The 14,117-nt window shown below is 36.8% G+C and carries 11 protein-coding genes and 2 pseudogenes; 8 read left to right on the top strand and 5 right to left on the bottom strand.

The window, feature by feature from the left end:
• Window positions 1-72: 72 nt before the first annotated feature.
• The gene (locus tag QNJ50_RS19290) at window positions 73-327 is read right to left on the bottom strand and encodes a MoaD/ThiS family protein (protein ID WP_300638218.1); all 255 of its coding nucleotides are present in this window, start codon (window positions 325-327) and stop codon (window positions 73-75) included.
• Between the two features lie 510 nt (window positions 328-837).
• Here QNJ50_RS19290 and QNJ50_RS28595 point away from each other — a divergent pair.
• Window positions 838-915 (top strand): annotated as a pseudogene (locus QNJ50_RS28595) (4-Cys prefix domain-containing protein); the annotation flags it as partial.
• Window positions 916-930: 15 nt separating this feature from the next.
• A complete protein-coding gene (locus tag QNJ50_RS19295; RefSeq protein WP_300638220.1) occupies window positions 931-3,240 on the top strand; it encodes a bifunctional serine/threonine-protein kinase/ABC transporter substrate-binding protein in 2,310 nt (769 codons plus the stop codon).
• Between the two features lie 70 nt (window positions 3,241-3,310).
• Here QNJ50_RS19295 and QNJ50_RS19300 read toward each other — a convergent pair whose 3' ends face one another.
• Window positions 3,311-4,120 carry an ABC transporter permease gene (locus tag QNJ50_RS19300; RefSeq protein ID WP_300638223.1) on the bottom strand — a complete coding sequence of 270 codons (810 nt, stop codon included), beginning with the start codon at window positions 4,118-4,120 and terminating at the stop codon, window positions 3,311-3,313.
• 402 nt (window positions 4,121-4,522) lie between these two features.
• Between QNJ50_RS19300 and QNJ50_RS19305 the strand changes: the two genes are divergently transcribed.
• Together QNJ50_RS19305 and QNJ50_RS19310 are read left to right on the top strand one after the other, a co-directional pair.
• A complete protein-coding gene (locus QNJ50_RS19305) occupies window positions 4,523-4,891 on the top strand; it encodes a hypothetical protein (RefSeq protein WP_300638225.1) in 369 nt (122 codons plus the stop codon).
• Window positions 4,892-4,982: 91 nt separating this feature from the next.
• Complete coding sequence (locus QNJ50_RS19310; RefSeq protein ID WP_300638227.1) at window positions 4,983-6,383, top strand: hypothetical protein; 1,401 nt, start codon at window positions 4,983-4,985, stop codon at window positions 6,381-6,383.
• A gap of 30 nt (window positions 6,384-6,413) precedes the next feature.
• On the opposite strand, the gene QNJ50_RS19315 is transcribed toward QNJ50_RS19310, so the two are convergent.
• A complete protein-coding gene (locus QNJ50_RS19315; protein ID WP_300638229.1) occupies window positions 6,414-7,964 on the bottom strand; it encodes an AAA family ATPase in 1,551 nt (516 codons plus the stop codon).
• A 680-nt stretch (window positions 7,965-8,644) separates the two neighbouring features.
• Between QNJ50_RS19315 and QNJ50_RS19320 the strand changes: the two genes are divergently transcribed.
• The gene (locus QNJ50_RS19320) at window positions 8,645-9,211 is read left to right on the top strand and encodes a hypothetical protein (RefSeq protein ID WP_300638231.1); all 567 of its coding nucleotides are present in this window, start codon (window positions 8,645-8,647) and stop codon (window positions 9,209-9,211) included.
• Window positions 9,212-9,415: 204 nt separating this feature from the next.
• Here the strand turns inward: QNJ50_RS19320 and recR are convergent.
• Window positions 9,416-10,012 (bottom strand): annotated as a pseudogene (recR, locus tag QNJ50_RS19325) (recombination mediator RecR); the annotation flags it as partial.
• A 162-nt stretch (window positions 10,013-10,174) separates the two neighbouring features.
• On the opposite strand from recR, the gene QNJ50_RS19330 reads away from it, so the two are divergent.
• The 3 genes from QNJ50_RS19330 to QNJ50_RS19340 all read left to right on the top strand — a co-directional run bounded on the left by QNJ50_RS19330 (window position 10,175) and on the right by QNJ50_RS19340 (window position 13,234).
• Window positions 10,175-11,608, top strand: coding sequence for a pyridoxal-dependent decarboxylase (locus QNJ50_RS19330; RefSeq protein ID WP_300638233.1), 1,434 nt, complete (start codon window positions 10,175-10,177; stop codon window positions 11,606-11,608).
• 58 nt (window positions 11,609-11,666) lie between these two features.
• Window positions 11,667-12,671, top strand: coding sequence for an aldo/keto reductase (locus QNJ50_RS19335; protein WP_300638235.1), 1,005 nt, complete (start codon window positions 11,667-11,669; stop codon window positions 12,669-12,671).
• A gap of 182 nt (window positions 12,672-12,853) precedes the next feature.
• Entirely contained in the window at window positions 12,854-13,234 is a 381-nt protein-coding gene (locus tag QNJ50_RS19340) for a PH domain-containing protein (protein WP_300638238.1), read from the top strand.
• A gap of 457 nt (window positions 13,235-13,691) precedes the next feature.
• On the opposite strand, the gene QNJ50_RS19345 is transcribed toward QNJ50_RS19340, so the two are convergent.
• The coding region (locus tag QNJ50_RS19345; RefSeq protein WP_300638240.1) for a hypothetical protein at window positions 13,692-14,117 on the bottom strand (426 nt) is incomplete at its 5' end.

A 14,117-nucleotide genomic window follows, 5' to 3' on the forward strand; every position in this document is an offset into this window, starting at 1 on the left:
ATCTATGTCCTACGGACAGGCTACAAAGACCGTTGCGTAAGTCCTGTATAAAAGTGAATTTAAATACAATAATTATCCGCCACTTACTGGAGGAATTAAGACAACCTCATCTCCATCCTGTAATAATGTATCAGGCTCAACAAAATTAAAATTAACACCAAACCTTGTTACTTCACGCCATTTACTCAGTTCGGGGTGTCCGGATATTAAGCAATCGCGCACGTGCTCAACTGGGGTACCTTTGGGAATCTTTAACACCATTTCTGGTACTCCGTATGCTTCTTGGTAAGCAGCAAATAATTTAACGGTAACTTGGATTGCAGACATTGGGAACAAAATAAATTATTTCAGAATTATTTACTTATATTTGCAATGTTAAAAATAATGCGAGGTGCTAAATTAAACATCGAATACAGCCTCACATTGATATAAACAGTTTAATTTCTCTATATGTACTGAATAAATGGAATCCTTGCTTTGTAATAATTGCAAGTCCTATTATTTGGTATTTACTTAGGGTATTACATATAATTTTAATCAACCATAATTAAAAATATTATTGAGAATAATTTGGATAGGTAGCATATTTTCAATAGTTTTTATTTTTATGTAACTTTGAGTAAATACTATCCCAAATGTTAAGAAAAATCAAAGCAATATTATTTGAGCACTAAATAAAAATTATTTTCCTGGAAAATCCATTGCGCGAACTGTATGATTTGTCGCTCACGCACTTAAAAGTGTAAATTTCAACAATAAATTAGGGTGTATGTATCTAATCAGTGGTTCTACTAACAATCGAAAATCTTATGATAGTGTTAGGCTAATATATGTCTTATGAGTTGTTGCCTAAATCCTAACTGTTCCCATCCTAATGACCCGATGAACGCTGACAGAAAATTTTGTCGTAATTGCGGGTCTAGTCTGCTTTTGAATCAGCGCTATCGTATAACTAAACGTTTAGGAAAAGGAGGATTTAGTCGAACCTTTGAGGTCGAATATGAAAATTCCTATTATGTATTGAAGGTTTTAAACTTATCTCCATTTACTGAAAAAGTAAGACACAAGGTTGTCGATCTATTTAAAAGAGAAGCAAGCGTACTGCAATTTCTAAATCATCCAGGAATACCAAAAGTACATGAAAATGGATATTTTGAATTAAAGTTTCCTAATTATCCAGAACCACTGTATTGCTTGGTGATGGAAAAAGTTGATGGTTTAAATTTACAAGAATGGTTAGATCGTCAAGGAGAAAAGCCACTTCCATTCGAGGAAATTTACAAGTCATTCAAGCAGCTAGTAGAAATTTTAGACCTGGTTCACGAGCGGGGATACTTCCACCGGGATATTAAGCCAGCAAATATTATGCTAAGACCTGACGGTCAGTTAGTGCTAATTGATTTTGGTGCGGTAAGGGATTTAGCACAAACTTATTTACAACATGATGACATTCGAAGTGGTACGCAAATTGGTTCTCCTGGGTATGCTCCCCAAGAACAAATACATTATGGAGAAACCGTTGCACAATCAGATATTTTTGCTTTAGGACGGACTTTTGTACATTTATTAACTAGACTTCATCCTTTAGATATCCCAATCGATAAAAATGGTAAATTAACTTGGCGAGACAAAGTTTTATTACCATCTCAGACTGAAAAGAATGTAATTGATAAACTTCGTTGGCATAATTTCCAAAATCTATTAGATGCAACGCTCGAAATTGATTGGCGTCGTCGACCTAAAGATACTAAAGTTATTTTAAGACATCTGAATAAAAAATTAATTTTACATTTTATCCCTTATAAAGTAATTGCTATATTTTTATTGTTAGGAATTGGACTATTTACTAGTAATTGGTATTTAAATGGAGTCAATGGTTGTTCAAAGATTGCTTATAGAAACTTTCCCATTGGTGATGAACTAAGTTGTGGAGAAGAAATTCTATTTACCAATCGTTGGGATACGAAAAAACGAGAAGGCGTCGCAGCGATCGCAAAGGGTGATTATATTAATGGAGTTCGCTTGCTGGAAATTGCATGGAATGAAGAGCGCGATCCAGAGACCTTAATTTATCTTAACAATGCACGAATTAAAGCTGAAAATCTTGAAGCTTATACTATTGCTGTGGTAGCTCCCATTATTAATAACCAAGACAGCATTAATTCCAGTCTAGAAATTTTGCGAGGAGTTGCTCAGGCTCAAGATGAGTTTAATCAAAAGAATAAAAAGCAAGGAATTGGTCTTAAGGTTTTAATTGCGAGCGATAATAATAACCCTATTAAAGCACAAAAAATTGCTAAATACTTAGTAGGTAAACGGGATATATTAGCCGTTATTGGTCATTTTACCAGCGATACAACTATAGAAACAATTGATATTTATCAACGGCATAAAATGTTACTGATATCTCCTACATCAACTTCGGAAGACTTATCAAAAAAATGCGAAAATATAGAACTGAAAAATTGTTTTTTTCGTCGAGTTATTAGTAGGGATAGCATAACGGCGAAAACTTTAGCTGATTACTTAGCCAATCAATTAAATAAGCGCAAAGCAGTTGTTTTTTACAATAAAAATAGTAACTATAGTAAATCCTTACGAAATGTATTCAATAGTGAATTCGAGAATCAAGCAGGAAAAATAGTTAAAGAATTTAATTTATCCGATCGTCGATTTAATGCACGCTATGCAGTTGCTCAAGCAAAGAAAAAACAAGCCGAGACCATAGTATTATTTCCTAATAGTGATGGTTTGGCTTCTAGCAAAGCTCTTCAAGTTATCACAGCAGCAGAAAAGAAAATTTTGCTCGTTGGTGGAGATGGTCTTTATCATTCCAACACTTTAATACTTGTTAGGCAAAATGCATTAGGTCTAATTGTCGCTATACCTTGGCATCATAGTCTTAATCCTGACAATGGTTTTTCTGTAACTGCTGAAAAAATGTGGAAAGGAAAAGTTAGTTGGCGTACAGCAACCGCGTATGATGCAACCAATACTTTAATTACAGCATTAGAGAAACTACCAATTTCAGCGAATAGTGAAGACATCGCCCGGGTGACCGCAGAGCAAGGTTTTTTTAGCATTGGAGCCACCGGTAAAATAACCTTTGATGCAAATGGCGATCGTTCCACACAACCAATAGGGGAAGATCCCAAAGAGCGAAATATTCATTTAGTGAAAGTTGTTCGTAATAGCTCTGGACAATTAGAGTTTACGCCTTTATTGGGGATTGGGGATTAGGGGTTGGCGACTGGCGACTAGGGACTGGGGATTGGGGATTAGAGACCAAAGATTTATTACTCATTACTCCTTACTCATTACTCCTCACTCCCCCTGCACTACGAATTAATTCAGCAATAAGTGCAGCGATCGCAGAAACTACAATTAATATTACGCTTAATGCATTAATATCCGGCTTTACACCCATTCTGATTCGACTAAAGATTTCCATTGGTAAAGTACTGGAACCACCCCCAGCAGTAAAACTGGCGATAATAAAATCGTCCAAACTTAACACAAAAGCCAGCAAACAACCTGCAATAATACCTGGCATTAATTGGGGTAATAACACTTTCATGAATGCTTGCACTGGAGTTGCACCCAAATCTAATGCAGCTTCTTCCAAATGGGGATCGATATTATTGAGTCTGGAAGAAACGACAAGAGCAACGTAAGCGAGACAAAAAACCAAATGAGCAGCGATTATTGTCCATAAACTAGGAGTAATTGCAAAAGCTGCGAGAAAAACTAAAGTCGCTACAGCGATCGCAATATCGGGAATAATCAAAGGTAGATAAGAAATACCCCGATAAAGGGATCTACCAGGAAAACGATAACGCGCTAAACCCACAGCCATTAAAGTACCAAAAATGGCTGCAATACCAACCGCAGAACAAGCAACAATTAAACTATTTTTCAGCGCCAATAAAATACTTTCATCCTGAAATAAGTAACGGTACCATTTCAAGGTAAAGCCTTCCCACTTAGCACTGTAAGCAGACTGGTTAAAACTGTAGAAAGCTAATACCCCAATGGGGAGGTACATAAAAATAAATATTATCAGCGAGAAAACCGCCTGCCATGAGACACGCGGTTTATTTCGACGGGAAGATATGTTCACGTTTATTATTGGGATTATTTAAAACTGCTATTTCTGAATATCACATTAAGATTATTTTGTAAATGGGTGGTGGGTATTAAGAAAAGTAATAAGTTGATGAGGTGACAAGCACTTCAAAAGCTCATGAAGCAAGAATTAGAGTGCTTGAAAATTGCTTACATCATAAACACTTTATTCGAGAAGATTGGTTGAATTTGGTTTTAGAAGGCTTCCGCAGGCTATCTCAAAATTTCCATCCAAGGTAATGTCTCTATTTTCCTTTCATTGAGTATTACTGCCTAGGCATGTATAATATTATGTTAGTGCACTTCTCGTTATAGAAAAGTATCTTGTCAATCGCTACTTAGAGTGCGTATGTGCTCTAAGTCGATAAAAATTGCAATAAACAGGAACACTACCAAAATGGAATTATCTGTGCTGGCTTTACAAGCGGTAAATATTGCACTTTGGGCAGTCGATAAAGCTGCTGGAGGGGCATTAGAGAAAGCTGGAACAGATGTTTTAGACTTCTTGACAAACAGATTCCAAGGCAAACTTCAAATCAGAGAGTCCGAGCGAAAGCTTCTAGAAGCTGCAATATTAAGCCAAGCTGAATGGGACAATAAGTTTCAAGAAGACCTCGAAAGACTTGTTAATAATTATCAGCAGCTACAAAATACTACGGTTTCGCAAAATACCCAATCAGGAGTGAACCTCAACGTTAACAATAATAATTCGGGTACAGTAATCGGGCAGCAAAATATAGGTCAACAGCAACAGTTTTTTCGTTAACCAAATTTTTCTTGGTCTTAAAAACTCTGATTTAGAATCAAACGAGAATTTTTTTAGAAAACTTCTCAACTACATCAAAGTAGTTGCTTTTTTGGTATGTGCGTTATTTTTCTGGTTTTTCTTTGGTTGGTTAGCTGACTATTCTTTCCCCTTTGGTCAAGCTTTAGAACTAATGCTTGCTTGTTTCAGAGGTACTATCTCAGCCAAAATTAATAGTCTGCAACAACAGTTACAAAGAACAGATATAATTTCTCAGCCAGATAATAAACAACAAGTTCAAAAGCTAAATAATTTAGAGTCTCAAGCATGGTTATATGAGGGTATATTAGAGCGTCTTGGAGCGGAATCTTCTGCAAATCATGAAAACATTGCAAGAACAATTGAGGCATTGGAATATAAAAGAAGTGAAATTCTACAAGAATTAGAGCCTCGAAAACCCAGAAAATATCGTTTTTTAGCAGGATTACAAAATTATATTCGCAGTTTTTTGGCTAGCCAAGCAGAGAAAGACTATGAAGAACTTCAGAAAATTGCAACTAATTTGGTTATTTTTGCTAGAAATAGACCAGCCTCACAACTTATTCTTTCGGAAGTTATTGATAAATTAGCCACAGAAATAGCACAGAATAGCAACAAAATTAGTCCTTATCGTCTTCGTCTTGCTTATAGGGTTGATGAGGTAATGAGGATAATATCAACAAAGTTAGTTTTTGTTAATAACACTTCTATAACTGATAGCAATTATCAGTTGATAATTAACGATTTAAATTATCGTCTAAGTCGTTTGTCTGAAGAATTTAACAATTTGCTTACAGAGAGACAAAATAATAAAAATGATTTGGATAGCCGTGTAAACGAAATTAATAATATTTCAAAAAATATTTCTAATTTGCATAGAGAAATATCTAATCGTGATGCAGATATAGTTGTTTTACAAGAAAATCTTCAAAATCTGACAAAAACAGTTCAAGATAAACAATCTAAAATAAACAATCTACAAAATATAATATCTGATTTAAGAACAAATGTTCGAAATACAACCGATTTTAACCAAGAAAAAGAAAATACCATCAATAATATACAGAACCAACTATCCCTGTTGAAGCAGGAAAAATCCGAGCTAAATATGAGGATTCAAGAGTTGTCTACTCGTATTCAAAGCAAAGGATCTGAAATTGAAGAATTACAACATGAAAATTCTCGATTAAATACGGAAAAATCTGAATTAGAACAAAGATATCAAACACTACACCATAACTACCAAAAGCAAAATGATGAAATAGCTATTTTTAGGGCACAAATTGTGCAAGCTGAAGGTAGAAAAAAACAGCAGATACAAAAAACTAATAATCGAATAGCAACTGAAAAGGAAATTTCGGTAGAGGAATATGAAAAAATTTCCAATCAAAGTGATTATGTGTATGTTAAGTCTTATTATCGAAAAAATGGAACCTACGTAAAAGCATATTATAGAAGACCACCAAATAGATAAAATAACATTTCTCGGGAAAAATGGCTCTGACTATGCCCGAATCACAGTAATAGCCCGTTGATTCTCAGTATTAACAATCTGAGTTGATAAACGTTCTTCAATCGGTAAAGCGTTTTTACGTCTATCAAATATAAATAACCAACCTTCATTCAATCCCAAACGGGCTAAATAGGATTCTAACTGCTCAATTCCTTCATTTTGAGGGTCGCGCTTCTTATCTCGCCATACTTTTAATTCGATTCCCAAAGTAACAGTTTTATATCTCAAACATAAATCCATTCTGTCACTACCAATTGCATATTCCCTTTCCAAGGTTCCACCACCATTAACCACGCGATGCAAGAAAGCCATTAATACGATGTGGGGTGCTATTTCATGGTAGCTAGTACTTCTTAATAATGGTTCTCCATGCTGTCGCCAAAACTTGATAAACGCTTCTAACAAAGAATCTAAATTTAGCTCACCTTCCGGGTTTAACCAAGTCGGTGCGATGGTTGGTAGGGAAGCCATTGGTGTAACTGTTAAAACCCTGGGTAAAACCTCACGATAAATTGGATTTGCAATAGTTAATCCACCCTGGGGATGCATTTTACATAAACCCAAGTCAATTACAAATTGAATATCATCGTTGGGTATATCTCCCAATTCCAAACCTGCTAACATCGGTTCTATAATCGCTTTTATTCTTGGTTCCCGTAAACGTTCCGCAAGGGAATCGAGGTGAGTATCTTGACGAGCAATTAATATTTCTTTGGCTTTGAAAATATGTTCGCGGGTAATAGGAATGTTTCTATCCCGAACCATTTTCTCCACAACTTCCTTAGCTAATGCATTGACTAACCAAGGTTGTCCTTGGGTTAAATCAAAAGCTGTTGCTGTCGCTTCTGGGGTAAAAACTTGTCCTGTTTCCTCTGTATGTTGTTGGTATAATTGTGCAACTTCTGCAGTGTTAAAATTTCTCAGGGTAATGGAACTGACTTTAATATTAAAAGGACTGGCTGTATTTAATCTGTTGCTACCACCGGATGCAACTTTGTAATCCCGCACATCCCGTAAACCAACTAATCCCACAGATGAAGGAAAATTTTCCGGACGATTGGGAAAACCATCCCGTAATTGTCGCAATACTGAAATTAAGGTTTGGTCTTGTAGAGAATCGATTTCATCAATAAATATTACCAAAGGTCTTGGTGAAGCTTTTGACCAAGTCTGTAAACTAGCTTGAATTCTTTGTCCTGCTTCTTCGTAAACCCAAGTAGGAGGTTGTAAATCTTTGGGTAAGCGGACTGAAATCAAATTTCGCCAAGAGCCCAAAATTGCTAATTCTGCTGCACTGGGGTCGTTATTAAATGCACTTCCCACTTCTACTGATACCATTACAGATGTGTAGCGTCCACTTCTGGTTAGCTGTTGCGCTAACGCCAGCATTGCTGTGGTTTTACCGGTTTGTCGCGGTGCATGAACAACAAAATAACTTTCTTGTTGGATGAGGGTTTCCAAGTCTGGTAAACGACTTGTGGGTGGGAGCATGTAGTGCTTGTCTGGTCTGCAGGGACCAGCAGTATTGAACCATCGAGCCATTTCATCTGTGCAGTTGGCGGACTCTTTGAGTTTAGATGATTTTAGGGAAAGGAATTTTCGGCGTTGCTTAATTACGGGATGATTTAGCCCCCCTAACCCGCCAAATTATGGCTAACGCCATAGGGGACAAAATCCTCAAAGTCCCCCTTTCCAAGGGGGATTTAGGGGGATCCCAGATATATTAGGTAAATAATATGACTTTTGAAACATCCTCTGAGATTTTCAGTGATTAGGAATTTGTGTCCAAGTGGATGATATCTCAGAAGTATCTGGATGGATGGGTTGAACCAGCCAGTGGATAGTAATGGAAATTGAATTATAAAAGGAAACTAAAGTTAACAGGTCAGAAATCACTTGAAGACCTTTATTACTTTAGGAGTACGAGAAAATGAAAACGAAATCACTAGAAGTAATGATAGTATTTTGTTCCATATTAGTTCCAGGGATTTTTGTTGAGGCTCATGGTAATGAATTGAGCTTCAGTAGATAAGAATTCGGTATTTAAAGTCCTAATTTAAAGTCCTATCAATATCTTTGCAACACCTCCTACAAGGGTAAGTTCATTCTGCCAAATTTAGGGATTTAGGAGACAAAATCATCTTGTAATTAAGCAATGCCATATTTCTGAAGGGTTAATTAGACAAGTATTGCTAACTCCATATCACCGTTAAGTAAATTTTATGAATCTTATGATTGTAGAAATGCTAGGTTGGCTTGGAACAGCTACTTATATTTCAGCATATATTTTACTCACAACCGGTTTTATATCAACAGAACGTATATATCTAAATCTAAATGTTATAGCCGCTGCTTTAGTTATGATTGTTTCTGTGGCTAAGGCATCATGGCCTTCAGTTTTCATTAACCTTTTCTGGGGTTTAATTACTATTAGTCAAATAGTCAACTACCCACTAATACTTTCTCAATGGGTAAAACCAATCTTTCAAAGATTTATGATGCTGTTACTGGGTTGTGCTTTAAGCTTTATATTTGCAGGTAATCACTACGTAGGTGTGCACATTCTAGCTTGGTGTTCAACAGTTGGGTATTCATCAAGTTACTTGTTATTTCTGAATGGAAGGTTGGGAATTATTGAATTTCATCAATGGAATTTTTTGGTGGCGATAATTTTAATTCCTCAATTACTCTGGGTTAGGAACTGGCCAGTAATTGCTATTCAGGTCTTTTGGCTAGGAATTGCTTTATTGGGAATATTACATCAATATCAGCGAAGAAAACATATTTAATCTCTTAAAAAACCATTTATAGCGCAACACGGTTATCCGCACTACGTTTATGACTAACGTCACGCTACCGCTAACACCGTAGATGCGTGCTAACAGATAAGACTAAATCAGTAGAGACGTTGCATGCAACGTCTCTACACGCACAAAATAATCATGGTGCAACCTTAACCTTAACCCACACTTCCCACACTTCCCACACTCCCTTTACTCTAATTCCCGCCTACCTTCCAAGGCTCTAGCTAAAGTTATTTCATCGGCGTATTCTAAGTCACCACCTACGGGTAAACCAAAAGCAATGCGTGTAACTTTGGTAAATGGTTTTAATAACTGTCCAATATACAGCGTAGTTGTTTCCCCTTCTATACTGGGGCTAATTGCTAAAATTACTTCTTTTGGTTGTAGCTGACTTACTCGTCTAACTAGTGGTTGAATATTTAATTGTTCTGGTCCGATACCATCGATTGGCGAGATTACTCCACCTAAAACATGATATTTTCCTTTGAATTCGCGGGTTTTTTCTAAAGCAATCACGTCACGGGAATCTCCTACCACGCAAATTATACGATTATCGCGGTTGGGATTACGGCAAATTTCACAAATTGGTTCTGCTGATAGGTGAAAACATTCTTTACATAAACCTATTTGTTTTTTCGCAGCCATTAAAGCTTGCGCTAAGGCTTCAACTTCTGTTTCTGGGCGCTTGATAATATGCAATGCTAGGCGTTGGGCGGTTTTTGGACCTACTCCCGGTAAGCGTTGCAATTGTTCGATTAAGCGGGCTAGGGGACGTGCGTAAACCGTTGTTTTATCTCCAGTATTTTCGCGTCATACATAATAATACACATCGCCCATCACATGTTAATCATTCTTTAGTGCGTTACTAGAAAATATTCTTTTGGTATTCGGTTTCTCTCGGCTTTAAGGTTAACTTAAAGTCAGGATGTAGTATTTCATTCAACTAAAATGAATCGTTCGGAACTTCCAGAGTCAGCGTTCATCGATCCTTACGGTGGAAATAAAGTTGCAGTTAAAAAACTGACCGAAGAAATTTTGGAACTTGTTTTTAGTCATCTTCAAAAAGCTTACACCCACTCTCCATTACCCGAACTAAGACAACTTCCTTTTTTAACCAGCATTCCAAATACTCACACACCAGAAAGTGAAATATTAGAAAAATTAAAAACAGTTTTAAATACCTCAATGAATCCAGCAAATCCTGCTTTTATTGGACATATGGATTCTATACCCACTACTGTGTCAATTTTGGGTGAAATGGTAACAGCAGCCCTGAATAATAATATGCTCAGCTTGGAGATGTCACCGTTGTTCTCACGTTTAGAATCTTTATTAATTAAAGAGTTCACAACATTATTTGGTTTAGGGGAGCAAGCTGGTGGAGTAATGCTAAGTGGAGGTAGTCTTACTAATTTGCAAGCACTAGCTGTCGCCCGCAACGTCAAATTTGATGCTCTGGAACGAGGTCTTACAGCCCAAAAATACCCACCTGTTTTATTTGCTTCTGAAGTCGCACATACATCAATTCAGAAAGCAGCCATGCTTCTTGGTTTGGGAGCATCTTCGGTGATTCCGATTAAGACAAATATTAATTCACAAATGGATGTAAGCGAGTTAAAACGTACTATAGAAAATGCGAAACAAATCGGCTTAGCTCCCTTTTGTATTGTGGCAACAGCAGGGACAACTACAACAGGAAATATCGATCCAATCCAAGAAATTAGCCAAGTCGCCCGCGATCGCAATCTCTGGTTACATGTTGATGCAGCATATGGGGGAGCATTGCTCCTGTCAAAACAGCATCGTCAAAAGTTGATAGGTATTGAATGCGCAGATTCTGTTACATTCAACCCGCAAAAATGGCTTTATGTTGCGAAAACATGTGCCATGATTTTGTTTAAAGACTTTGCAACTCTAAAAAATGCTTTTCGGATTCAAGCTCCCTATATGCGTCAGACAGATGAATTCATTAATCTTGGAGAGATTAGCGTCCAAGGTACTCGTCATGCAGAAGTATTAAAACTCTGGCTGTCACTTCAACACATTGGTAAAAATGGTTACGCTCAACTAATAGATGAAAGTTATCGACTAACAAATTATTTTCTTAAGCAAATCGAGAAAACATCATTTTTAGAACTAGCGAGTAACCCACAGATGAATATAGTTTGTTTTCGGGGTGTACCTTCATGGGTACCTAGTGCGGAGTGGGATACTTGGAATGCTCGCTTGCAAACTCATTTACTAGAAAATGGCAAAATTTTTCTATCCCTTCCAAGTTATCGTGGTTCTTGTTGGTTGCGAGCAGTTTTACTTAATCCATATATCAGTGAAGAAACTATCGACAATTTATTTGGGGAAATAAACAACTATGCAAGCACCTAATATCTGATAATTGATAATTGATAACTGATAACTGATAACTGATAACTGATAACCGATCGTGCAGACTAACCAAAAACTTTATCTTCCCCCAATGGGTTGCGGAACCTGGGCATGGGGTAATCGATTGCTCTGGGGATATGATGAAAGTATGGATGATGAGCTACAAGCTGTATTTAACCAGTGTGTAGCTAATGGGGTGACTTTATTTGATACAGGCGATTCCTACGGTACTGGTAAATTAAATGGACGTAGTGAAGAACTTTTAGGACGTTTTCAAAATGAGTATATAGGTGTCAATAAAGATAATATTTGCATCGCTACTAAGTTAGCTGCTTATCCCTGGAGATTAACCCGTGGTTCTATGGTATCTGCAGGAAAGTCTTCTGCTCGACGCTTGGGTAGAAATATTGATTTGGTACAGTTACATTGGTCTACTGCTAATTATGCCCCATGGCAAGAATGGGCACTTTTAGATGGGTTAGCCGATCTGTACGAGCAAGGTTTGGTTAAAGGTGTGGGTCTATCTAATTTTGGACCCAAAAGATTAAAAAAAGTACACCAAAAATTTACTGAAAGAGGAGTACCGATCGCAACCTTACAAGTACAGTATTCTTTGTTGTCTACCTATCCCGTTACAGAACTGGGAATTAAAGAGGTTTGTGACGAGTTAGGAATAAAGTTGATTGCCTACAGCCCTTTAGCTTTGGGAATTTTAACGGGAAAATATTCAAGTAAAAATTCAGGTGGAAACTCAGATAAGAGTTCCTTTCCTAAAGGGATTCGCAGCATATTATTTAGACAATTATTACCAGGAGCGCGATCGCTGTTAGATTCTTTGCAAGCGGTGGCAAAGTCGAGAAACAAAACCATGTCTCAGGTCGCAATTAACTGGTGTATCTGTAAAGGCGCTATTCCTATTCCGGGAGCAAAAAACTTAAAGCAAGTACAGCAAAATATTGGTGCTTTGGGTTGGGAGTTAGATTCTGGTGAAGTCGCAGAATTAGATCGAGCAGCAGCAGGTACGGATAAAAAAATGGTACAAAATATTTTCCAGACAAAGTAGCTAAGCAACCAAGTAGCGAAGTAATAAATTCAACTCAACATTAGTTGTAGGTAAAAGCAAACTGGGAACATAAATAACCATTGTTTAAAATAGATATAGTCAGTACAAAAATGTGTAATTCATGACTATAAATCATTAAATCTATTAACTATCCTATTAATTGTTAGCAAACTGGAGATAACATGGGAATTCTAAGTGGAATAATGGGTAATGCGTCGGAAGTTAACCCAGAAAAATTAGAGAAAGAACTTATACCTTTAATGGTGGAAGGAGAACTGGTCGACAAGGTATTTAAGTTAATCCGGGATTTAGTTGTTTTTACTAATTACAGAATAATTCTGATTAATAAACAAGGACTAACTGGTAAGAAAACTGAATATCTATCAATTCCTTATAAATCAATTAAATATTTTAGCAAGGAAGGCGCTGGACATTTAGATTTAGATGCTGAGATCAAAATTTGGCTTTCTGGTGAAGACACTCCTAGAGAGTTTGAATTTAAAAGAGGTCATGGTGTAGATGAAGTGTATCAAATTATTAGTAAATACACCTTACTAAGTTAAATGTATTTAAGTTAAATATATTCCAGTGAGATACAGTCAAAGAAAAAATAAGTAAAAATAGAATCAGTGATTTTTTTTATTATATTTTTTTACACCTGATTTTTTATATTAAATAACTTTTTGTACCTTTATAAGCAAGATTTATCCCATTTATACCTTGTACTTCAAATCGTTGTTTCCATTAGAATTCTTGCAAAAATATTTTCTGATCGGATAATGGACTATTTTTGGTGCTTCAAATACTAAGCCCCTTGGAAAAACCTGCTCAAATCAGTAAGTGTCTTGGAAGACGCGTCAAGCCAAGCCGTTTGCGTAGTACGTCAGGAAGGAAGACGCGCGGCAGAAGCCGCGCAACTGTAGGTATTGCGCCGCAAGCAAAAAATAGTGGATTTACGCTTGTACGCACTACGTGAATGCTGATTGGAGTAACTTTTATGAAACCCTCTACGCTGATTTATTAGGCTTTAATCCCAGGAAAGCTTTTATTTTCATTTTTGTCGACATTACGCCAATGCACACTGCCGTCGGGGTTGACAAAATAACAAGCTTGACCAGTTGTGGGGTCAGCAAAAATGTTCTTCCGTTGTTCGCTGTAAATATCCCAGCGACTGTATTCTGGTGCCCAACGTGCCCAAACACCATTTTCTTGGATCGCCCAAAGACGATTGTCACCACCTACACTGATTTGTTTAGCTTTAATTCCAGGAAAGCTTTTGTTTTCATTTTTATCGACATTACGCCAATGAACACTACCGTCGGGATTGACAAAATAACAAGCTTGACCAGTTGTGGGGTCAGCAAAAATGTCCTTCCGTTGTTCGCTGTAAATATCCCAGCGACTGTATTCTGGTGCCCAACGTGCCCAAACACCATTTTCTTGGAT

The sequence above is a fragment of the Mastigocoleus sp. MO_188.B34 genome (assembly GCF_030065675.1).
In the GTDB taxonomy this organism is placed as follows: Bacteria; Cyanobacteriota; Cyanobacteriia; order Cyanobacteriales; family Nostocaceae; genus Mastigocoleus.

Bases quoted from the DNA above. Each gene is read 5' to 3' on its own strand.
- QNJ50_RS19290 (WP_300638218.1), bottom strand. From the start codon at position 327: ATGTCTGCAATCCAAGTTACCGTTAAATTATTTGCTGCTTACCAAGAA.
- QNJ50_RS19305 (WP_300638225.1), top strand. From the start codon at position 4,523: ATGGAATTATCTGTGCTGGCTTTACAAGCGGTAAATATTGCACTTTGG.
- QNJ50_RS19315 (WP_300638229.1), bottom strand. From the start codon at position 7,964: ATGGCTCGATGGTTCAATACTGCTGGTCCCTGCAGACCAGACAAGCAC.
- QNJ50_RS19320 (WP_300638231.1), top strand. From the start codon at position 8,645: ATGAATCTTATGATTGTAGAAATGCTAGGTTGGCTTGGAACAGCTACT.
- QNJ50_RS19330 (WP_300638233.1), top strand. From the start codon at position 10,175: ATGAATCGTTCGGAACTTCCAGAGTCAGCGTTCATCGATCCTTACGGT.
- QNJ50_RS19340 (WP_300638238.1), top strand. From the start codon at position 12,854: ATGGGAATTCTAAGTGGAATAATGGGTAATGCGTCGGAAGTTAACCCA.